Source organism: Oikeobacillus pervagus (assembly GCF_030813365.1).
Classification (GTDB): Bacteria; Bacillota; Bacilli; order Bacillales; family DSM-23947; genus Oikeobacillus; species Oikeobacillus pervagus.
On sequence record NZ_JAUSUC010000047.1, the window covers coordinates 1 to 20,457 of the forward strand.

21 protein-coding genes, 1 rRNA gene and 2 riboswitches are annotated in these 20,457 nt (G+C 37.3%); of the genes, 19 read left to right on the forward strand and 3 right to left on the reverse strand.

The features are described from left to right. The first annotated feature begins 859 nt into the window (after window positions 1-859). The 7 genes from J2S13_RS13985 (at window position 860) to J2S13_RS14015 (ending at window position 7,317) form a co-directional block, all read left to right on the forward strand. Complete coding sequence (locus tag J2S13_RS13985) at window positions 860-2,389, forward strand: NADH dehydrogenase subunit 5 (RefSeq protein WP_307258395.1); 1,530 nt, start codon at window positions 860-862, stop codon at window positions 2,387-2,389. Continuing rightward, a complete protein-coding gene (locus J2S13_RS13990) occupies window positions 2,386-5,016 on the forward strand; it encodes a DUF2309 domain-containing protein (RefSeq protein ID WP_370874040.1) in 2,631 nt (876 codons plus the stop codon). The genes J2S13_RS13985 and J2S13_RS13990 overlap by 4 nt, the downstream gene beginning before the upstream one ends. Window positions 5,017-5,100: 84 nt before the next feature. Continuing rightward, on the forward strand, window positions 5,101-5,466 hold the full coding sequence (locus tag J2S13_RS13995) for a Na-translocating system protein MpsC family protein (protein ID WP_307258398.1): 366 nt from the start codon (window positions 5,101-5,103) through the stop codon (window positions 5,464-5,466). A 27-nt stretch (window positions 5,467-5,493) separates the two neighbouring features. Further along, entirely contained in the window at window positions 5,494-5,976 is a 483-nt protein-coding gene (locus tag J2S13_RS14000; RefSeq protein ID WP_307258401.1) for a carbonic anhydrase, read from the forward strand. A gap of 222 nt (window positions 5,977-6,198) precedes the next feature. Beyond that, complete coding sequence (locus tag J2S13_RS16930; RefSeq protein ID WP_370874041.1) at window positions 6,199-6,402, forward strand: hypothetical protein; 204 nt, start codon at window positions 6,199-6,201, stop codon at window positions 6,400-6,402. A gap of 184 nt (window positions 6,403-6,586) precedes the next feature. Beyond that, window positions 6,587-6,841, forward strand: a complete 255-nt coding sequence (locus J2S13_RS14010; protein WP_307258402.1) for a YiaA/YiaB family inner membrane protein — start codon at window positions 6,587-6,589, stop codon at window positions 6,839-6,841. 155 nt (window positions 6,842-6,996) lie between these two features. After that, complete coding sequence (locus J2S13_RS14015) at window positions 6,997-7,317, forward strand: hypothetical protein (protein ID WP_307258404.1); 321 nt, start codon at window positions 6,997-6,999, stop codon at window positions 7,315-7,317. Between the two features lie 473 nt (window positions 7,318-7,790). Here the strand turns inward: J2S13_RS14015 and J2S13_RS14020 are convergent, their stop codons facing one another. Further along, the gene (locus J2S13_RS14020; RefSeq protein WP_307258405.1) at window positions 7,791-7,916 is read right to left on the reverse strand and encodes a hypothetical protein; all 126 of its coding nucleotides are present in this window, start codon (window positions 7,914-7,916) and stop codon (window positions 7,791-7,793) included. Window positions 7,917-7,975: 59 nt separating this feature from the next. Here J2S13_RS14020 and J2S13_RS14025 point away from each other — a divergent pair, with 59 nt between their 5' ends. Further along, window positions 7,976-8,545, forward strand: a complete 570-nt coding sequence (locus tag J2S13_RS14025; RefSeq protein WP_307258407.1) for a GNAT family N-acetyltransferase — start codon at window positions 7,976-7,978, stop codon at window positions 8,543-8,545. A gap of 179 nt (window positions 8,546-8,724) precedes the next feature. Next, window positions 8,725-9,066: a zinc ribbon domain-containing protein YjdM gene (locus J2S13_RS14030; RefSeq protein WP_307258409.1), complete on the forward strand. Its 342-nt coding sequence runs from the start codon at window positions 8,725-8,727 to the stop codon at window positions 9,064-9,066. 146 nt (window positions 9,067-9,212) lie between these two features. On the opposite strand, the gene J2S13_RS14035 is transcribed toward J2S13_RS14030, so the two are convergent. Then, window positions 9,213-9,362 carry a hypothetical protein gene (locus tag J2S13_RS14035; protein ID WP_307258429.1) on the reverse strand — a complete coding sequence of 50 codons (150 nt, stop codon included), beginning with the start codon at window positions 9,360-9,362 and terminating at the stop codon, window positions 9,213-9,215. Between the two features lie 222 nt (window positions 9,363-9,584). On the opposite strand from J2S13_RS14035, the gene J2S13_RS14040 reads away from it, so the two are divergent. Further along, complete coding sequence (locus tag J2S13_RS14040; RefSeq protein WP_307258411.1) at window positions 9,585-9,941, forward strand: YxeA family protein; 357 nt, start codon at window positions 9,585-9,587, stop codon at window positions 9,939-9,941. 99 nt (window positions 9,942-10,040) lie between these two features. Here the strand turns inward: J2S13_RS14040 and J2S13_RS14045 are convergent, their stop codons facing one another. Next, entirely contained in the window at window positions 10,041-10,541 is a 501-nt protein-coding gene (locus J2S13_RS14045) for a CarD family transcriptional regulator (protein WP_307258412.1), read from the reverse strand. A 299-nt stretch (window positions 10,542-10,840) separates the two neighbouring features. Here J2S13_RS14045 and J2S13_RS14050 point away from each other — a divergent pair, with 299 nt between their 5' ends. From J2S13_RS14050 to J2S13_RS14090, 9 genes are all read left to right on the forward strand, one after another. Further along, window positions 10,841-11,161 (forward strand): PadR family transcriptional regulator, encoded by a 321-nt coding sequence (locus tag J2S13_RS14050; RefSeq protein WP_307258414.1) that lies wholly within the window; start codon window positions 10,841-10,843, stop codon window positions 11,159-11,161. Next, on the forward strand, window positions 11,154-11,753 hold the full coding sequence (locus J2S13_RS14055) for a DUF1700 domain-containing protein (protein ID WP_307258416.1): 600 nt from the start codon (window positions 11,154-11,156) through the stop codon (window positions 11,751-11,753). Before J2S13_RS14050 ends, J2S13_RS14055 begins: the two co-directional genes overlap by 8 nt. After that, window positions 11,754-12,710, forward strand: coding sequence for a DUF4097 family beta strand repeat-containing protein (locus J2S13_RS14060; protein ID WP_307258418.1), 957 nt, complete (start codon window positions 11,754-11,756; stop codon window positions 12,708-12,710). A 585-nt stretch (window positions 12,711-13,295) separates the two neighbouring features. Next, window positions 13,296-13,850 (forward strand): cysteine hydrolase family protein, encoded by a 555-nt coding sequence (locus J2S13_RS14065; protein ID WP_307258420.1) that lies wholly within the window; start codon window positions 13,296-13,298, stop codon window positions 13,848-13,850. Window positions 13,851-13,957: 107 nt separating this feature from the next. After that, entirely contained in the window at window positions 13,958-15,418 is a 1,461-nt protein-coding gene (locus tag J2S13_RS14070) for a nicotinate phosphoribosyltransferase (protein WP_307258422.1), read from the forward strand. 16 nt (window positions 15,419-15,434) lie between these two features. Beyond that, complete coding sequence (nadE, locus tag J2S13_RS14075) at window positions 15,435-16,262, forward strand: NAD(+) synthase (RefSeq protein ID WP_307258424.1); 828 nt, start codon at window positions 15,435-15,437, stop codon at window positions 16,260-16,262. Between the two features lie 142 nt (window positions 16,263-16,404). Further along, window positions 16,405-16,506: riboswitch (purine riboswitch) on the forward strand. A gap of 119 nt (window positions 16,507-16,625) precedes the next feature. Continuing rightward, entirely contained in the window at window positions 16,626-18,161 is a 1,536-nt protein-coding gene (gene guaA / locus J2S13_RS14080) for a glutamine-hydrolyzing GMP synthase (RefSeq protein WP_307258427.1), read from the forward strand. Window positions 18,162-18,255: 94 nt separating this feature from the next. Further along, window positions 18,256-18,357: riboswitch (purine riboswitch) on the forward strand. 325 nt (window positions 18,358-18,682) lie between these two features. After that, a complete protein-coding gene (locus J2S13_RS14085) occupies window positions 18,683-20,017 on the forward strand; it encodes an NCS2 family permease (protein WP_307258428.1) in 1,335 nt (444 codons plus the stop codon). A 366-nt stretch (window positions 20,018-20,383) separates the two neighbouring features. After that, window positions 20,384-20,457 (forward strand): 16S ribosomal RNA (locus J2S13_RS14090); the annotation flags it as partial.

A 20,457-nucleotide genomic window follows, 5' to 3' on the forward strand; every position in this document is an offset into this window, starting at 1 on the left:
CCTGGGAAATGTTCAAATATTCCGAGAAGTAGTGCAAATCACTCGAGAAGTAGTGCAAATCCGTTTGGGAAATAGTCAAAAGTGAGTGGGAAATGGTCAAAGCGTCGGGATCGACTTCACCCGCGGAAAAGCGGAGCCCCGTCGATGGAGTGGCGCAAATGTTCGCGGGAAATATGCAAAAATCCTGGGAAATGTTCAAATATTCCGAGAAGTAGTGCAAATCACTCGAGAAGTAGTGCAAATCCGTTTGGGAAATAGTCAAAAGTGAGTGGGAAATGATCAAAACGCCGGGGGTGACCTAAACTGAAAGTCGATAAATTTTCATAATCGCCTGATCGAAGAACATCCTAACAAATAGGGCTGTCGTAGGAGAACAGTGAAAACTGACTTTCTGATGGATCTTCAAATTTTTCTCCATATGAATATTTGTTATTGATTGGGACAAGTTGTCTGTCCCACTTGACAGAATGTTAAATTAATAGTAAAGTGGAAAATGAATAAAATACAATCTATTTGATAAATAGATAATTTTCCTTTAGCATACTAGTTAATATTCTATTATTGGCTATATGAAAAAGGGAATTTATTAATTAGATGACTAGAAACATTGGTTGTTATTAAGATGAAAGAATAATTATATAAAAGGTAGACTAATAAAAAGCTCAAGTTGGGCTCGTTAATAGTAAACCGACAATTTTTACAGTTTAATGGTTTAATTGCCAAACCATTAAACGCGGAAAATTGTCGGTTTTTTGTTTTTTAAATGTTAAGTAGAAAGGAAAATGAGGCGAATGATTAAGAAATGTATTACCGAAATTCTGGCTTATTCAGCCTATCCAATCATATGGAGTGAAGCCAAATGCTAGTTTTTCAAAATCCTGATTTCCTACCAATGATTTTCTTTATGATGCTTGTGGTTTCGGTATTAAGCGGTTTAATTCTATTACTTCCCAAAGTTCCTTTGAATTTTATTCGTATTCATACTGTGATCCTTTTACTGCCCATAATTTGCGCTCTGTTAGCCCTGATTTTTTGTAATAAATCTATAAATTTCGGACCTTGGTATCTTGATACATTATCGTGGCTACTGGCGTTATTTGTTCTTACAATTAGTTTTATTGTGCAGAGTTACTGTGTTCATTATTTACTCGGCGAAAAATCTTATCGAAGTTATTTCGCTCTGCTTACAATTACAACAGCTGCTGATTCTCTTGCATGGTTAAGTAATGATCTTCGCATCTTGTTAATTTGCTGGGGAGTGACTCTTCTAGGACTTACTCTACTCATAGGCTTAAAGAAAGAGTGGCAGGTAGCCAGAAATGCTTCGGCACTGTCCGGTCGTTTTTTTGCACTTAGTTGGATTATTTTGTTATTCGTGGTTATCTGGCTCACACAAGCCACAGGGTATTGGAAGTTATCGATGGTCCTTTCAAATAATAGCCTTGCCCAACTTGATTCATGGGAAAAAAGCTGCATCAGCTTGTTGTTCATTGTAGCTGTTATTATTCCAGCAGCACAATGGCCTTTCCACGGTTGGTTATTAGACTCGGTTATTGCGCCTACGCCTATTTCCGCTGTCATGCATGCAGGGATTGTAAATGCCGGTGGAATTATGTTAACTCGTTTCTCGCCACTATTCAGTGGAGATGCTGCGCAGATAGTTTTGCTTGTATTATCGGGTTTTTCAGTTTTGATGGGAACAGGAATCATGTTGGTCCAAGTTGATTATAAACGGCAGCTTGTAGGGTCTACGATTGCACAAATGGGTTTTATGTTGATCCAATGTGCTTTAGGAGCCTATTGGGCAGCCATTATTCATGCGGTGTTACATGGTATTTTCAAGGCGACCCTTTTCTTACAAGCTGGTTCTGCTGTTCATCATCAAAAATCCATCGTCCGAACAACCCAGCCTTCATCCTTGTTGTGGACGATTGTTGGAATTATTTTGGCTTTCTTACTAGGAATAGTTTTCTGGTGGACCTCTCCTAGGGATGGTTATCATTTGATCAATACTCTTATATTAGGCTGGTCAGTGTTACTTTCTTGGAGACAACTTGTGGCTAATGAAAACGGCAGGATTGGACGAATAGCGGGACTTACACTGTTTGCCGGAGCTGCTTTTGTATTTAGCATTGTCCATAGTGCCTTTTTTAAACTGTTACAGGAATCAATCCAGATTCAAACAGAACCTCCAACAATGGCAACCATTTTGGCCCTGTTTATTTTACTTGTTGGCATTGCTCTTGGGCTATTACGGGTCCGGTATCGTTCATCTGTTTTTTTTACTGTTATTTATTTATGGCTTTTAAGACTCAGTGAACCGAAAAGTAATTTCTTTGAAAGCCATCCGAAGTATTTGACGAGATTAATGTCTCAAGGAGGGAAATGACGATGAATTCTACATTAACGCTGAACCCTACATTAACGACCAATACTGCGTTCACATCGACACAATCTCTAAATGATTTGGTAAAGGCAGCAAGTAAAGTTATATCTCCTCTTGGTCCTATTAGTACATTTGCGGCTCGTACCCCTTGGGTTGGGATGGAACAGGAATCATTTGAAGAAGTGGCACGTCGTTTAAAAACGATTGTAGATGTAGACATCTATCCTAATGAATTTGTGTTGCGTTCTGCACAAAATCGAGGGGAGATTCGCCAAGAATTTTTAGAAATACAGCTTCAAAAATGGCTTGATTCCCAATCTTTAGATATTCCCCATGATGTTGCAGAACGTTTCTGTCGGTCTGCACTCTTGTTGGATGATCCATTACCTTCAAAGCCCTTAGAAATATCAGAACTAAAAAAAATTATTAAAAAAGTGAGCCATTTCAATTGCCGTATAATTAAAAAACAAACAGTGAAAACATTCAGCCAACGTATGGAACAGTTGGGAGATGGCAGAATAGCTAAAGATCTCAACCGTCATATGATTAAGTGGTGTAAATTGTTTTTAGATGACATTCAGGCAGTCTGGTCTATGCCTAATCGCGAAAATGGTTTCTATGATGCTTGGCGGGGGATCATTAAATATGATCCTTCGTTAAAATCTACAGTACGTAAAAAGTTAAATGAGGGGCCTCAAAATGCCGATGACGCTTTAATGAATGCATTGCAGGAAATGGACATCCCTTTTAAAGAGATACAAGAATACCTTGAAGCCCATTTATATGCCCTTCCAGGTTGGGCGGGAATGATGCTGTGGCGCTCTCAGCAATCCGCTAAGGAACATTCATTGCTTCTTGAATATTTGGCTGTTCGAGTGTCTATGGAATGTGCTTTGATTAAACCCTATCTTCCCTTGCCTAAGCAAGATATTGACGCTAAAGCCTTTTTAGAACCCTTGGTATCAGCGTGGGCACAGTGGGGTGACATGCCTGTGAGCTTAATTTCCCAGTTGCCCCCTACAGAACTAGAAGCCTATTTGACCCTTGCCTATCGTTTTGATAAGGTTGCGCGCTACCGCCTTTGGTTAGAAGCATGGGAAAAAACATACGAAGATCAATTAATGAAGTTAATTACATCGAAACAATCTATTGTAAGGAAAATGGATAAAACAGTCATGGCACAATTTGTATTTTGCATTGATGTGCGTTCAGAACCTTTTCGTCGTCAACTGGAACAAGAGGGTCCTTTTGAAACAATAGGAGCAGCGGGTTTTTTCGGGTTGCCGATTGCAACCACGAAGCTATGTAGTCATCACAGCCATAACTCCTTACCGGTTATGTTTAATCCACAATTTAAAGTAAAAGAAATTTCTTCAGATATAGAATTGAAGCAATATCAACAAAGAAATCAGGTGGTTAATTCGCTTAGTTCCACGTTTAAAACAATGAAACATAGCCTACCTTCAAGCATGCTGTTGCCGGAAATCAGCGGACCTTGGTTAGGGGTACAAACATTAGCAAGGAGCTTTATTCCAAAATGGGCCGGATCCACTTTCCATAAAATTCAGAAAAAATGGCTCCGTAAGCCATTTACTAAGTTTACAATAGAGCGGGAGCATACTATCGCATCAGAGCTACCGATCGGATTTACTGATGGGGAGAAGGTGAATTATGTTCGACAAGCGTTGAAAATGATGGGACTTACTAACCATTTTGCTCCTATAGTGGTCATTTGCGGACATGGTAGCTATAGTACGAACAATCCATATTCCTCTGCGCTTGATTGTGGGGCATGTGGTGGTGCATCCAGTGGATTTAATGCACGGGTATTTGCCTCCTTGTGCAATCTTCCGAAGGTTAGGCAAACACTCGAAAAGGAAGGAATATCGATTCCAGAAGATACAGTTTTCGTGGCAGCCGAACATATTACAACTACCGATGAATTGAAATGGCTTTATGTTCCTGAACTTTCAAATACAGCAAAGGATGCATTTAATCAAGTCGAGTCCATTTTATTAAAAGTTAGTGAAAAAGCAAATGCTGAGCGTATACCGCAATTACCAAATATCCATTTAAATTACAAAAAACCTAAGGCGGAGGCAGAGCGGTTTGCAGAGGATTGGAGTGAAGTGCGACCTGAGTGGGGATTGGCAGGGAACGCGGCCATTATTATTGGAGAAAGAAGACTTACTCAGGATTGTAATCTGAATGGCAGAGTGTTTTTACATAATTATAATTGGCAGAATGATAAAAATGGTGATCTACTTGAGGCGATTATTAACGGTCCAGGAACCGTTTGCGAATGGATTAATTTACAGTATTATGCGTCTACTGTTGCCCCTCATTATTATGGTAGCGGCAGTAAAACTACCCAAACCGTAACTGCCGGTATCGGAGTGATGCAGGGGAATGCTAGCGACCTATTAATCGGGCTTCCTTGGCAATCTGTAATGCAATCGGATCAAAATATTTATCACTCACCAATTAGACTGTTGGTGGTAATTCAGGCACCAAGAGAGTATGTGGAAAGAACACTTAGCCATAATCAGGCATTCAATCAAAAAGTCCAAAATGGATGGGTTCGCCTTGCATCTATTGATCCTGAAGGAATCTGGGAGAGCTGGTCTTAACCCTCTAACCTTTTTCGGTAAAACGGTTTAAAAATTCGTTTGTATTTTCAAGAAATTTTTAAGAGAGAAGGAACAGGAATCATTATGGATAAGTCAAAAGGAACTCTTGAATCTGAAATAAGTAAAGCTTTAACTCATTGGGAGAAACATTATCTTGGACGGGGATCTGTATCTGTTAAATCAGATATATTACGCGATATGATTATTGTCCTATTACGTGGGATATTATCACCCGCCGAATATTCCTTATGTCAGGATAAAGAGGGATTGTTATCAGTGAAAAAGGCCCGAAACGGTTTGGTTGAATCAGGCATAGAAGAATTAAAGGAGATTGTCCTTACTATAACAGGTCAGGAAGTTATTAGTTTTTACACTGATATTAGTACACGTACCGGAGAACGAGTCATGGTTTTTAAGCTTTCAAATAATTTAGAGAACCATTTCCTTTAGAAATCAGGATAAAGAGGTGGGAGAAAAATGTGTACAGATAAGAAGAAAAAGTTACTTCTTGTCATAGGAATGGACCATAATATTGAGCAGACCATTAAGGAGAATACCAATTTAAATCTTGAAAACATCCTCATTTTACAAAGTTATCAACCCATTACTTCGCCTTTTGGTGATTTAATGAGGGACATTATTATTGCTGTTTATCAAGAAAATATAGAAGAAATCGGTGTGACCGCTACTGCAGATCGTAGTAAACAAAACTTAGATGTCGTCTCTAAAATGATATCCGCAAATAAAGAGTTACAGAAAAAAGTTCAAATATTCGATTATCTTTTTAAATATTGCAGACCTGAGTTTCAAGAAGAGAATATAAAGGAATGGCTCAAAGACAGTGGTACATTAAAAGTGGATGTACAAACAAGTATCAACATGATAAAAAATCATCCCTTAATTCCTCCAAGTGTAAAGGTCAGGAAAGTAACGGTTGATAAAGAGGAACTTGCTATCTAATAATCTTTACATTAAGAAGGAGGGGCTGTCTAAAAGGTCAGTTTACACTGATTTTCTAGACAGCCCTTCGTTTTTTTGAAAAAAACGGGCATTGTTATTTATGATAAAAGATTCTGGAACTAGGGATATGATTCTGAGGCCTATAAATGATGGATTGATTTCCTTTTTAAATCAACTGATTTACATAGATTAGGAATGTCAACTTGGTCAGGAAATATAAGAGTGATGAAGGTAGCAGAAAAAATAGGAATGAAAGTTGAAGCGAGGATAAGGGGTGCAAGAATGGTGGATGGTGAGTATTATGACGCGATTAAAATGGGATTTTACGAAAAGGGTGGGAAGAGTTACATATTCTTTAATGGCCAGGAGGAAGTTAAACGAAAAATGAAGGCAAGATTTTTCTTCATCCTTCAAATGAAGTTATAACCAGCAACCTGTGGATCCTTTTTACTATTTTTAAAGTAACTGTAAAAATTATATACTGGCAAACTTCCCTTTATGGTAAAATGATAATAAATTTTGGGTTCCTAGGAAGGGGATAAAAAGGGATACGGACCCTCATAATCGCGATTTTCCCTTCTTTTGAAAATGATTCAGGGGAGTGATTTGAATGAGGCACAGACGGAGAAATACACCTGCATTTACAGTGTTGGCCTATTTCACATTTTTTGCAGGAGTCTTTTTATTTAGTATCGGTTTGTATAATGCAGACAATTTGCAGCTAAATGAAAAAGGTTATTATATTGCTGTGATGATCCTTGTAGCGGTAGGAGCCATTTTAACTCAGAAAGTAGCGAGAGATAACGCTGAGGACGATGAAATCATTGCTGAACAAGAGAGAAAACAGAAATTATCTAACGATTGATGAATAGATGAAGGAAGCCTCCATTGTGAATGCATGGGGGCTTTTAGTTTATTTAAAGTTATTTATTGTCTTATCTCGTTCAAACATTCAAAATGGTTAAACATACAATTTCTGATCATACTACTAATACTGAATTGTATAAGGAGGAGTACGGGATGCCACGTAAGCCTGCCCAAACGAATGAAGTGGTTGATAAGGAATTGGAGGATTCCCAGATTAATACCGAAAATAACATAGATGAAATAAGTAATTTAAATCGAATGTTAGCGGCTGTGTTAAATTATTTAACAGATGAGGATGTAGAAGAAATAGATACGGAACACCTTTTCACAAATACGGAAGGCCTTCGAGAGTGGTGGACTCAATATCAAGAAAGCAACAGAAAACAAATTGAAAAGGAAATTAAACAATCACTGGGCCAACTGTCATTGAAAGAACTAAAAACGATCCGCGAACAAATCAAAGATAAGAAGTAAATTGGAATATACTGGAGGGTGTCTGGCACCCTCCAGTATTTCTCAGCTATCTTTCCATGCACTGGCTAGTAAGCTCACTCCTGTTTTAATTTCTTCTAAAGTTGGGGCACCATATCCTAGCATTACTTGATGATTTGGTTTATGGAGCTGATACATTGTTGAAACGGCGTCGATTTCAACTCCCTTGATTTCGCCAGCTCTATTGCTTTGAATTCTTTTAGACTTTCAGGTAATTGAACTAGGATATGTAATCCTGCTTCATCGCCCTTGATCTTGAATTCTTCTCCTAAATGTTTGGAAATGCTCTCAATTATACAACTTCTCTTTGCTCGATATAAAGTTCTCATTTTGGCTATATGTGACGAATAATGTCCTTCTTCCATAAATTTTGCGATCATATGCATTTTGGACAGTCAGAATACTTACATTTAATTGTTCAGCCAAACGTCGTTTAGGTGGGAGCTTAGCATGAGCTAATAGCTTTTTTCTAAAATTGCTTGTCGAATTTGTTCGTAAATTTGCTTATATTTTGTTTTATCATCCGTTAGCAAAATTTGAAATTCCATTTCATCATCCCTTGGTATTAAACAAAAGTTCATTTTTGGATATTCCTATCATATCAGAAAAAGAGTTTAATAAATGAAAGGAGGGAATTATGATGAAAAAGTTGGAAAATAATATTGTGCGATTACTCCCACTGGAACTTGAACATGTCGAGGGAATATATGAAGCAGCGCAGGATCAACGTATTTGGGAGCATATGTCAGTTGATTTGACGGATAAAAGTCGAGTCTATCAATATGTTCAAGATGCTGAGCAAAAACGGAGAAATGGAACAGATATGGCATTTGTAATTATAAATAGGAAAATAGAGAAAATAATTGGTGCTACTTGGTTTCTCGATATTTCAACACAACACAAACGACTTGAAATCGGATCAACTTGGATTCATCCCCATTATTGGCGTACAAATATCAATACGAATTGTAAATATTTATTATTAAAAAATTGTTTTGAAGAACTACATCTCAATCGAGTACAAATCAAAACAGGACATGAAAACATCCGCTCCCAAAAAGCGATAGAGAGGATTGGCGCAGTAAAAGAGGGAATTCTTCGAAATCATATGATACGAAAAGAAGGCCCCATCCGACATACCATCATGTACAGTGTCATTAAGGAAGAATGGACCAAAGTGAAAAAACATTTTGAAGAACATTTACTTTAAGGTGCCAGGCACCATCCAGAATATGGGTTGCTACTTTAAGGTGCCAGGCACCATCCAGAATATGGGTTGCGGAGCCCCCGTTTTTTTTAACCTTGTATAATCTACTTAACGTTGATAGATTAGTATGTAATGTATGGCTAGTTATTGTGAAGGATTATTATGAATGGAGGAAATGGAAGATGTCAAATTTACCAAATTGCCCGAAATGTCATTCCGAATACACCTATGAGGATAGGAGTCTTTTTGTCTGCCCAGAATGCGGTCATGAATGGACTTTAGAAATGGAAACAGAACATAGTGATGACCAGTTGATTGTCAAAGATGCAAATGGAAATGTCTTGAGTGATGGTGATACTGTCACAGTCATAAAAGACCTTAAAGTAAAAGGAAGTTCTTCTGTCTTAAAAATCGGTACAAAAGTGAAAAATATCCGATTAGTTGATGGAGACCATAATATTGATTGTAAAATTACTGGCTTTGGGCCGATGAAATTAAAATCTGAATTTGTTAAAAAGCTTTAGGCACCATCCTATTTATAAAAATTCTTCAAATGTATTAGGAGAAGTTAATAATATGTTTTATTAAAATAGCAGGACATTCTGATTTTTATCAATAAATAAGTAATGTCTCAGGTATCATCCATTTTTCGGATGGTACCTGAAGACATTTAATCATGATTGACTTCATCAAAAGAAAGATGAGTTACACTTGTATATTTCCCACGTTCAATTTCCTCGTCTGTTGCTTTTCTCTCCAATTCTTCATGATCATCCATTCCAGGAGCAACAGAAGGCCTAGATTCCCTTTTCTTCATCAATCAGATTCCCTCCTTTAATCTTCCTCCATAAGCTTTTGCAAAAGAGGGAATTTTTATTTACCGTATACTACCAGGTGCCAGGCCCCATCCATTTATTACCAATATAACTGGCGGGTATGACAATATTGTCACGTTTTTGGTTTCGTTTGTCATTTTAATCGAAGGAATTTACTAGTTGTTTATTCTAAATTAAAGATAGGGAAAAGAGAGAGGGGGAATAAAATGATGAAAATATTTAAAATAGCCATTGTAACCGTAGCGATAGCGGTCGTGATTTTGTTTTCATTAACATTTTTTGTGAAAAATGAGTTAGCGGACATGTTAAACCCTTTAGTTCCTCAAAAAGATGTTTTTGTCAAAATTGATGGATCTGGAGAAAAAGTCGATGTAGATACATTCGAATATACTTTAAAAGGGATAAATGAGGATGGGAAAGAAACTGAAGTTACTTTTACGGCAAGTAAACAATTACGTAATGAGGCATATTTAAAAATTGATACAAAAAGAAGTTATGTAAAGTCCTGGGAGGAGATTCAATTTAATGAGATACCAGCTACTGTCCGGGAACAGTTTAACTAGTTAACTGTGGTGTGAAAACATACAGAGATTAGGGAACCTGTCCAAATAAAAATAGCTGCTGACAAAATGTGTCAGTAGCTATTTTGGCATTGTAGACAATTAGCAAGATTTCTTTAATTGGGCATTAAATAAGTCAATTGCTCGAGTATTATTAATTCCTTTAATAAGTTCGAGTTCACTAATGAAAATTTTCTTCGCCTTCACTAGCATATGCTTTTCACTGGAATTAAGTTTCTTTTCTTCGCTTCTTGACATTAAATCATGGATTACTTCAGCAACATCATGAATTTCACCGTTCTGCATTTTCATAAGGTTTTTACGATGTCTTTGTTTCCATGGGAGTGAATCTTCTGTTTCCTCCGTTTGAAATTCTTGTAATACTTTTTTTAGTATAGGTCGATCCGAAACTGGACGAATTCCTATGTTGTCAACGTTATTAGTAGGAATCATGACCTGCATATTATCAATTAACATTTGAATGATGTAATATTGCTGGGTTTTACCCAAAATCTCCTTGTCCTCAATGGCCTTCACAACTCCTGCACCATGCATCGGATAGACAATTTTATCTCCAACTTGAAACAAATAATCACCCTCCATTAATGGTAACCATATTAAGTATATCATATATATAGGGGTGATTCAAATTTTCCATTATACCGTTATTTTATCACCACTGTCAATATAAAAATATTGGCCTTTTAAATCAAAATATTAAGCCTGAATTGTAAAGTGTTTCCAGGTGCCAGGCACCATCCATTTATTCCCACTTCCTTTAACATATTTTTCATAATATGTATTGACGTCTTATATTATACATCATATAATGTGATGGATGGTAATACTATACAACGTATAACATGATAATTACTATAATAAATATAAATGGGGGTGAGGCTGTGTCATTTCAACTTGGATCTGCTCTTCTTGATGCTTGTGTTTTAGCTATTTTGGCAAAAAAGGATGCTTATGGGTATTCCCTTACTCAACAAGTGCGTGAGGTGATGGATATTTCAGAATCGACTCTTTACCCTGTCTTGCGCAGATTGCAAAAAGGGGGATACTTAACGACCTATGATCAACCCTTTCAAGGAAGGAACCGGAGATATTACAAAATTACCGCAAGTGGTCGTGGTAAGTATGATGAGCTGCTTAGGGAATGGAATGAATATAAGGAGAAAATTGATTTAGTGTTATTAAGGGGGATCGATCATGAGTAAAGAAGAGTATTTAAAGCAATTGCGACGCAAGCTCAAGAAATTGCCGAAAGAAGAAATAGACATCGCCGTAGATTTTTATCGCGAATATTTTGAAGAGGCGGGGGAAGAGAATATTGAACAAGTCATGGCCAAGTTAGGTCCACCCTCGCTTGTGGCATCACAAATTTTAGCTGATTATGCTGTAAAGGGATTGGATCACGAGTCAGGAACAACGAAAAAGGGATTTTCAGCGATTTGGTTTATTATTCTTGCCATCCTTGCTGCCCCCATTGCCTTGCCACTGCTTTTGGCCGTGATTGGACTGGTATTTGCTTTAGTTATGATAGGTGCGGCGTTTATTTTCACTTTTTTTGCCTTAAATATGGCCTTACTTATTTCAGGAATCACAAGTGTAGTGGCCGGGTTTACTGTCATTTTTCAGCATTGGCAAACTTCCTTATTCTTTATTGGAATTGGTTTAACTGCTACAGGCATTGGGATTCTTTTATTTCCGTCACTTATTTTTGTAGCAAAAAATATGAGTGCGACATTAGCTAAATGGCTTAAAAAGCAATTCGATAAAATGATCCGCAAACGTAAGGGGGAGTTGTAAATGAATTCAACTAGAAAGAAATTCACATTGATTGCTAGTGGCATGATTGTGATAGGAATCCTTCTTACAGCAATCGGATTCTTTGCTGGAGCCAAACTTTCCATTGTGAATACCGAGGATGGTTTTCAGGCTTTGGGGAACCACGATAGAAAAGCAGAGGAATTTTCTTTAACAGAATTTGCAAATATTGAGGGGGATCTTCAAGATACAGATATTGAAATCATTCCCTCAAATGAATACAAATTAAAAATAGAAAGATTAGCAGGAACAAAAGTCACTCATAAAATTACAAATGACACATTGGTGCTTAAAGAATCCGACCATGAACCTCTTTGGCAAATAGATTTAAATTTTGGGACCCTCACCAAAAAAGTCGTCAAGATCTATGTTCCAAAAGAGGTGACATTTGGAAATATCTCCTTAAAGAACAGATTTGGCGATGTGCGATTAGACGGAATGAAAGTGGAGCGATTGACGATTCATTCAAGTGAAGGAGATCTCACTCTTAATGATATTCAATCGAATCAGCTAACGATTGAAAATAAATTTGGAGATATGAATGCTAATAATGTCATAACGGAGGATTTAAATGTGGAGATGCACGATGGAGATGCAAAATTTGATTCCGTCCGTGCTAACTCAACGGTTTTTCAAAATGAATTTGGAGATCTTAATTTCCTCAATTTCACTAGTGAAGCACTCACAATTCAAAGTAAAGATGGAGATATTGAAATTCAAGGGATGCTTTTGGGGAATTCCGTCATTCATTCAAACTTTGGGGATACTAAGTTGCAACTTTTAAATAAGGAATCCAATCTAAGCTATAACATTCATAATGACTTTGGTGATATTACCGTAAATAATAATCGATTTGAAAAAAATGCGAGTCATACGACAAATTCGCAACATAAACTAGATATCACTTCAACAGATGGTGATGTTCACGTTACTTTTTAAATGGAATCAAAAAAACTGCCTATTTCGAATAATATTCGTTTGCTAGGCAGTTTTTTGTATGATGATAAAATCCATATAATTGTGTAAAAGAAGGGTCAAGTTATTTCTTCGCGGTTACAATGTTTAACACCGGGGGAAGACATTGGAAATCGAGGAGGAGGGGAAATGCCCCACCCCACTTACAGTTTAACTCAAATATGGATATTTTTAATGGCATTAAACATTGTGATTACCATTTTACACACTATTAAGGACTTGACTGATATTTCTTTGCTTTGCATATTTCCCGCTAGGATTTGCGTATTTCCCAAGTAGATATGCGCTTGAATTCAGATTTTTGAACTAGATTCAGGAAGATATGCACATTTCCCAAATTATATGCGTATTTCCCGGCAAAATATGCACTAGTATGCCGGTAGGTCTTCACCCTTACTTTTAATAAATCTAGAATTTACAATATGAATATTTCCTCAAAAAATATGAACTAGCTCAGGATGTAAAAATAAGTTTTTATAAAAGGGTGCATTTTCATTTGTAGAAACTATAATAGATAATAGGGAAATATTACATGTGAGGTGGGGGCCTATGGGGAAAAGGGCTTTAATTAATGTCGATTATACTGTTGACTTTGTAGCAGACGATGGTGCGTTAACATGTGGAAAACCAGGACAGGCAATCGAAGAGGAGATTTCTGCATTAACAGAAGAATTTATTCATAATGGGGATTTTGTCGTTTTGGCCATTGATGTTCATTATAAAGGAGACATATTACATCCGGAAACGAAATTATTCCCGCCTCATAATCTTGAGGGAACAAGTGGTCGAAATTTATATGGGAAATTATCGACGGTTTTTGAAAAAAATAAACATTTACCAAACGTGTATTATATGGATAAGACGAGGTACAGTGCTTTTTCGGGAACGGATTTAGAAATAAAGCTACGAGAAAGAGGAATCAATGACATTCATTTATGCGGTGTTTGTACTGATATTTGTGTTCTACATACCGCGGTAGATGCTTATAATAAAGGTTTTAATATTATTATTCATTCTAAGGCGGTCGCTAGCTTTAATCAGAAGGGACATGAATGGGCATTACAGCATTTTACTTCGGCATTAGGGGCGACGGTTTTAAGTTAAGTCAAGACCATCAACGTGAAGGAATTGAAAAGGTCGGTCTAAAAACGTGGAAGCGTCTGACTAAAATTGACCTGTAAAAGGAAACCTATTCAAAAAGGAGAGATGACATGATTGGCCGGGATGATAGTTTAACTTTACATACAGATTTATATCAAATTAATATGGGGAAAACGTATTGGGTGGATGGCATTCATGAGCGAAACGCCGTTTTTGACCTGTATTTTCGCAAAATGCCCTTTGACAATGGATTCGCGGTTTTTGCAGGATTAGAAAAGGTCATTCAATTTTTAGAGAATTTCCATTTTACCGAAAGTGATATTGAGTACTTACGAACTGAGGTTGGCTATGAGGAAGAATTTTTACAGTATTTGAAAAATATGAAGTTTACAGGGACCATTCGTTCCATGGTGGAAGGGGAATTGGTATTTGCGAATGAACCCATTATGAGGATAGAAGCCCCACTCATTCAGGCTCAATTAATTGAAACGCCTATTTTAAATATGATTAACTATCAAACATTAATTGCAACAAAAGCTGCTCGAATTAAGCAAGTGGTAGGCGATGAAACCGTAATGGAATTTGGAACAAGAAGGGCTCAAGAAATGGATGCGGCTCTTTGGGGGACTCGTGCAGCCTTTGTTGGTGGATGTGATGCGACAAGTAATGTTCGTGCAGGGAAACTCTTTGGTATTCCAGTCGCGGGAACACATGCCCACGCGATGGTTCAAGCGTATCGCGATGAATATACGGCCTTTTGTAAATATGCCGAGACCCACAAAGATTGCGTGTTTTTAGTAGATACGTATGACACATTAAAATCAGGCGTTCCAACAGCCATTCGTGTAGCAAAAGAAAAAGGGGATACGATTAACTTTCTCGGAGTTCGCTTAGATAGCGGGGATATTGCCTATTTATCAAAAGCGGCGAGAAAGATGTTGGATGAAGCTGGATTTCCAGAGGCCAAAATTTTTGCGTCAAATGATTTAGATGAACAGACGATTATGCATTTAAAAGCACAAGGTGCAAAGGTGGATTCATGGGGGATTGGAACAAAGCTCATTACCTGCTTTGATCAACCGGCATTAGGCGCAGTGTACAAATTAGTATCCATTGAGGACGAAAATGGTGAAATGCAAGACACTATTAAAATTTCAAGTAATACTGAAAAAGTGACAACTCCAGGATTAAAAAATGTATACCGAATTATCAATAAGAAAACCAATAAATCAGAAGGGGATTATATTACATTACAAGATGAAAACCCCCAAGAAGAGAAGAAAATAAAAATGTTCCACCCTGTCCATACTTTTATTAGTAAGGAGGTAACGGATTTCGAGGCAATCGATCTTCATCAAAATATTTATGTAGATGGAAAACTAGTATATGAATTACCGCGTCTAAAAGAAATTCAAGATTATGTGAAGGATAACCTACTTTACTTATGGGATGAATATAAACGCACATTGAATCCGGCTGAGTATCCGGTCGATTTAAGTGAAAAATGTTGGAATAATAAAATGGAGAATATTAATGACATAATGGAAAAAGTAGCGAAAATGAAGAAATAAAAAGAGGAAGATGAAAATGGGTCCATTACAAAAACGGATCATTGAGGAATTGAAAGTTTTACCTACAATTGATCCAAAAGAAGAAATTAGAAAGAGTGTGGATTTTCTAAAGGCCTACTTAACAAAGCATCCATTTTTGAAAGGATTTGTGTTAGGGATTTCAGGGGGGCAGGACTCAACTTTGGTGGGAAAACTTGCACAAATCGCGGTAGAGGAAATGAGGCAGGAGACAAAAAATCAAGACTATCTCTTTATTGCTGTAAGACTTCCCTATGGTACCCAAATGGATGAAAGTGATTGCCAAGATTCTTTAGCTTTTATCGAACCTGATCAAATATTGACAGTTAATATTAAAGAAGCTGTTGATGCAAGTGAGAGGGCATTGAAGGATGCTGGAATAGAAATTTCTGATTTTACGAAAGGGAATGAAAAAGCTAGGGAACGTATGAAAGTTCAATATAGTATTGCTGCAACGAAACGTTGTGCAGTGGTTGGGACAGACCATGCAGCTGAGGCCATTACCGGATTCTACACAAAGTATGGGGATGGAGGGGCGGATATTGTCCCGATCTTTCGCCTGAACAAACGCCAAGGACGAATGTTATTAAGTGAACTAAATTGTCCGAAACATTTGTACGAGAAGGTTCCGACTGCTGATTTGGAAGGGGACCGACCACAACTACCTGATGAAGTAGCACTTGGGGTCAAATATGAAGAAATTGATGATTATTTGGAAGGGAAAGCGGTCAACGAAACAGCTCGTAAGCGGATTGAACAACTTTACAATCATTCAAAACATAAACGTCATATGCCAATCACGATTTTTGATACGTTTTGGAAGTGAAGAGGAAAACGATAGACAGAATGCCAGGGATGTCCCTGGTATTTCCCCTTTTTAGAGTGAGTTATAATTTACGGAAAATTAAATCAAATGGATATCCGGTTGACCGTATATTATACTAGTTATAAAATGATGTAAAAATAAATTGAATTTAGTCATACACCTTCGTATATTTTCGAAAATATGGTTCGAAAGTTTCTACCAAATCACCGATAATGATTGGACTATGAAGGCAGATTCTTTATGGAAGAGCTAGAGTTCTGCTTTTATATTTAGAAAATGAAGGCGTTCTAGCTTTTTATTATGTTCCGAGGATAATGGAATAAGTTGCAGATTATTTTTAAATAGAGGGGCAGGAAATCATTCATGGAAAACCAGGAAATCATTGTTGTTTTAGATTTTGGAAGTCAGTATAATCAGTTGATTACCCGTCGTATTCGTGAGTTTGGGGTGTACAGTGAATTACATCCACATACGATTACGGTAGAAGAAATAAAGAAAATGAATCCAAAGGGAATTATTTTTTCTGGTGGGCCAAATAGCGTTTACTCTGAAAATGCATTTCGCTGTGATGAAGCGATTTTTGATCTAGGTATTCCTGTATTAGGGATTTGCTATGGCATGCAGTTAATGACGAAGCATTTCGGTGGGAAAGTAGAAGCGGCAAAACAACGGGAATATGGAAAAGCAACGATTCAAATTGAAAAAACATCTGCGCTTTTTAAAGGATTGTCAGATGAACAAGTTGTTTGGATGAGCCACGGGGATTTAGTTGTGGAAGCGCCTGAAGGCTTTACGGTGAATGCGACGAATCCATCTTGCCCAATCGCGTCCATGAGTGATTCTAGTCGTCAACTTTACGCTGTACAATTTCATCCTGAAGTACAACATTCAGTACACGGAAATGCGATGTTGAGAAACTTTGTCTTTGAAGTTTGTGGTTGTGAAGGCAATTGGTCAATGGAGAATTTTATTGAAATTGAGATGGAGAAAATCCGTCAAACTGTTGGGGACAAGAAAGTTCTCTGTGCTCTTAGTGGTGGGGTTGATTCCTCTGTTGTAGCTGTATTAATCCATAAGGCTATTGGAGATCAATTAACATGTATTTTTGTGGATCACGGATTACTTCGTAAAGGGGAAGCAGAAAGTGTTGTGAAAACTTTTGCTGATGGCTTCCATATGAATGTCATTAAAGTCGACGCGAAAGATCGTTTCCTTTCAAAATTAGAAGGCGTGTCTGACCCAGAGAAAAAACGGAAAATTATCGGAAATGAATTTATTTATGTTTTTGATGATGAAGCAAATAAATTAGAAGGTATCGACTTTTTAGCACAGGGAACATTATATACAGACATTATTGAAAGTGGAACGGCAACTGCCCAAACAATTAAATCCCATCATAATGTCGGGGGATTACCTGAAGATATGCAATTCGAATTGATTGAACCATTAAATACTTTATTTAAGGATGAAGTTCGTGCACTAGGAACTGAATTAGGAATTCCTGATGAAATTGTTTGGAGACAACCATTCCCTGGTCCTGGCCTAGGAATCCGTGTTTTAGGTGCTATTTCTGAGGATAAGTTGGAAATCGTCCGAGAATCGGATGCGATTTTACGTGAAGAGGTAAAAAATGCTGGACTGGAAAGAGATATTTGGCAATACTTTACTGTGCTTCCTGACATCCGTAGTGTGGGAGTCATGGGAGATGCTCGTACGTATGATTACACAATTGGCATTCGTGCTGTGACTTCTATTGACGGGATGACTTCTGATTGGGCTCGTATTCCTTGGGATGTGCTTGAAAAAATCTCAACACGGATTGTCAATGAAGTGAGCCATGTCAATCGTGTAGTCTATGATATTACAAGTAAGCCACCTGCAACAATTGAGTGGGAATAAAGGGTTTAAAAAACTAAACGAAAACACAAGAAATATCAATAATGTTCGTGCTTCGATCGTAATAAGTTTTAAAACTATAAAATATAAGATATTTGAATAATAACGTATATTATTTCGTATAATTTCAGGGATATGGCCCGTAAGTTTCTACCGAGCTACCGTAAATGGCTTGACTACGAGGTAATGGGATTTTTGTAAAATATGTCTGGTCTCATTTATGTTTTACGCCATTATTTTAGTCGCGCTCCGATAGTTGATATCGGGGTGTTTTTTATTGCTATACTATAAATTTTAGGACTGTGGATAACCTTTGAAAAATGTTGTCTACGTCTAGCTCCAGCGCCTATCGTCTTGCAAATTTCTACGTCTTCTTCTTACGATAAATCAACATCAGCTCGTGAAGAACCTCGCTGTGTTTCTTTTATCTCAGTCGAAGACTATGAAATCCGTACTCCGATGAACAGGCGCTTGTGCATTTGTTCTTCATCAAATATCCGTAAATTATTGGAGGGAAGAAAAAGATGAAAAAATACTTTCAATTTGATGAATTAGGAACAAGTTACCGTCAGGAGTTTATTGGTGGACTTACAACCTTTTTATCTATGGCTTATATTTTAGTTGTGAATCCACTAACATTATCTCTTACTTCTGTTTCGGATTTGCCTGATTCAATGAGGATGGATTATGGAGCTGTATTTGTTGCCACTGCGCTTGCTGCAGCGATAGGAACATTAGTTATGGGACTTTTAGCTAAGTACCCCGTTGCGTTAGCCCCTGGTATGGGATTAAATGCTTTTTTTGCTTACACTGTGGTCCTTACATATGGGATTCCGTGGCAAACAGCTTTGACAGGTGTTCTATTTTCTGGACTAATTTTTATTTTACTTACTTTAACAGGTCTTCGTGAAAAAGTAATTAACTCGATCCCAGCGGAATTGAAATTAGCAGTTGGGGCGGGAATAGGTTTATACATTACATTCATCGGATTACAAAATGCTGAAATCATTGTCAATAATGATGAGGTACTAGTGGGGCTAGGCGATTTAACGAATGGGAATACATTACTCGCCATTTTCGGAATCTTCCTTACGGTTATTTTGATGACGAAGGGAGTCAATGGTGGAATTTTTATCGGGATGGTCATAACGGCTATCATTGGAATGGTAGCGGGATTAATTGAAGCTCCGAAACAAATTATCGGGGCGATCCCTAGCATCGAACCAACTTTTGGAGTTGCGCTTGAACCGATTTTCAGTAACCCAAGTGAAGTATTTACTCTACAAATGCTCGTCGTTGTATTAACATTTTTATTCGTGGATTTCTTTGATACAGCAGGGACACTTGTAGCTGTTGCCAATCAGGCAGGGTTAATCAAAAATAATAAGCTTCCTCGTGCTGGTAAGGCGTTATTTGCTGATTCATGTGCAACTGTTTTTGGTGCGATACTAGGTACTTCTACAACGACTTCCTATATAGAATCAACTGCAGGAGTTGCTGCTGGAGCTCGAACTGGATTTGCTTCCGTTGTGACGGCTGGTCTTTTCTTGCTGTCGTTATTTTTCTTTCCAGTATTAGCAGTAATTACACCAGCAGTCACAGCACCAGCCCTTATCATTGTCGGGGTATTAATGGTTTCCTCATTAGGAGATATTGATTGGAAGAAATTTGAGATTGCAGTGCCTGCGTTTCTAACAATTGTATCCATGCCATTTACGTACAGTATTGCAACAGGAATTGCGATCGGGTTTCTTTTCTATCCTATTACAATGATTATTAAAGGAAGGGGAAAAGAGATCCATCCAATCATGTACTTCTTGTTCCTAGTTTTTCTAAGCTACTTCATCTTTTTGAAATAATAATTGATCATAACGCTCTTCATATATGTGAGGAGCGTTTTGTCATTTCAGCTGTTTGATACTAAGACGGTTGAATGAGAATAGATAGGATGATATTGATAATATCCGTTTACAATGGGGGATTAAAATAATAAAAAAATTATAAAAAAGCATTGACATCGATCTAAAAGGATGGTAAATTTATATACGTTGTCACTTACGAAAGAACACATTATGTTTTTTTGAAAAATAAGTGTTGACACCACATTTTGAATGTGGTAAGATGTTTAAGTTGCTATTAAGAAGTGATTGATTTTTGAAAACTGAACAAAACGAAGTGTAACCATAATGTTTTAATGAGGTTAATTTTTATGAGCTAAATCAAATTCTTTGGAGAGTTTGATCCTGGCTCAGGACGAACGCTGGCGGCGTGCCTAATACATGCAAGTCGAGCGAACCAA

Coding starts and splice junctions, on each gene's coding strand:
- J2S13_RS13985 (WP_307258395.1), top strand. CDS start 860: ATGCTAGTTTTTCAAAATCCTGATTTCCTACCAATGATTTTCTTTATG.
- J2S13_RS13990 (WP_370874040.1), top strand. CDS start 2,386: ATGACGATGAATTCTACATTAACGCTGAACCCTACATTAACGACCAAT.
- J2S13_RS13995 (WP_307258398.1), top strand. CDS start 5,101: ATGGATAAGTCAAAAGGAACTCTTGAATCTGAAATAAGTAAAGCTTTA.
- J2S13_RS14000 (WP_307258401.1), top strand. CDS start 5,494: ATGTGTACAGATAAGAAGAAAAAGTTACTTCTTGTCATAGGAATGGAC.
- J2S13_RS14010 (WP_307258402.1), top strand. CDS start 6,587: ATGAGGCACAGACGGAGAAATACACCTGCATTTACAGTGTTGGCCTAT.
- J2S13_RS14015 (WP_307258404.1), top strand. CDS start 6,997: ATGCCACGTAAGCCTGCCCAAACGAATGAAGTGGTTGATAAGGAATTG.
- J2S13_RS14020 (WP_307258405.1), bottom strand. CDS start 7,916: ATGAACTTTTGTTTAATACCAAGGGATGATGAAATGGAATTTCAAATT.
- J2S13_RS14025 (WP_307258407.1), top strand. CDS start 7,976: ATGAAAAAGTTGGAAAATAATATTGTGCGATTACTCCCACTGGAACTT.
- J2S13_RS14030 (WP_307258409.1), top strand. CDS start 8,725: ATGTCAAATTTACCAAATTGCCCGAAATGTCATTCCGAATACACCTAT.
- J2S13_RS14040 (WP_307258411.1), top strand. CDS start 9,585: ATGATGAAAATATTTAAAATAGCCATTGTAACCGTAGCGATAGCGGTC.
- J2S13_RS14045 (WP_307258412.1), bottom strand. CDS start 10,541: ATGGAGGGTGATTATTTGTTTCAAGTTGGAGATAAAATTGTCTATCCG.
- J2S13_RS14055 (WP_307258416.1), top strand. CDS start 11,154: ATGAGTAAAGAAGAGTATTTAAAGCAATTGCGACGCAAGCTCAAGAAA.
- J2S13_RS14060 (WP_307258418.1), top strand. CDS start 11,754: ATGAATTCAACTAGAAAGAAATTCACATTGATTGCTAGTGGCATGATT.
- J2S13_RS14065 (WP_307258420.1), top strand. CDS start 13,296: ATGGGGAAAAGGGCTTTAATTAATGTCGATTATACTGTTGACTTTGTA.
- J2S13_RS14070 (WP_307258422.1), top strand. CDS start 13,958: ATGATTGGCCGGGATGATAGTTTAACTTTACATACAGATTTATATCAA.
- nadE (WP_307258424.1), top strand. CDS start 15,435: ATGGGTCCATTACAAAAACGGATCATTGAGGAATTGAAAGTTTTACCT.
- guaA (WP_307258427.1), top strand. CDS start 16,626: ATGGAAAACCAGGAAATCATTGTTGTTTTAGATTTTGGAAGTCAGTAT.
- J2S13_RS14085 (WP_307258428.1), top strand. CDS start 18,683: ATGAAAAAATACTTTCAATTTGATGAATTAGGAACAAGTTACCGTCAG.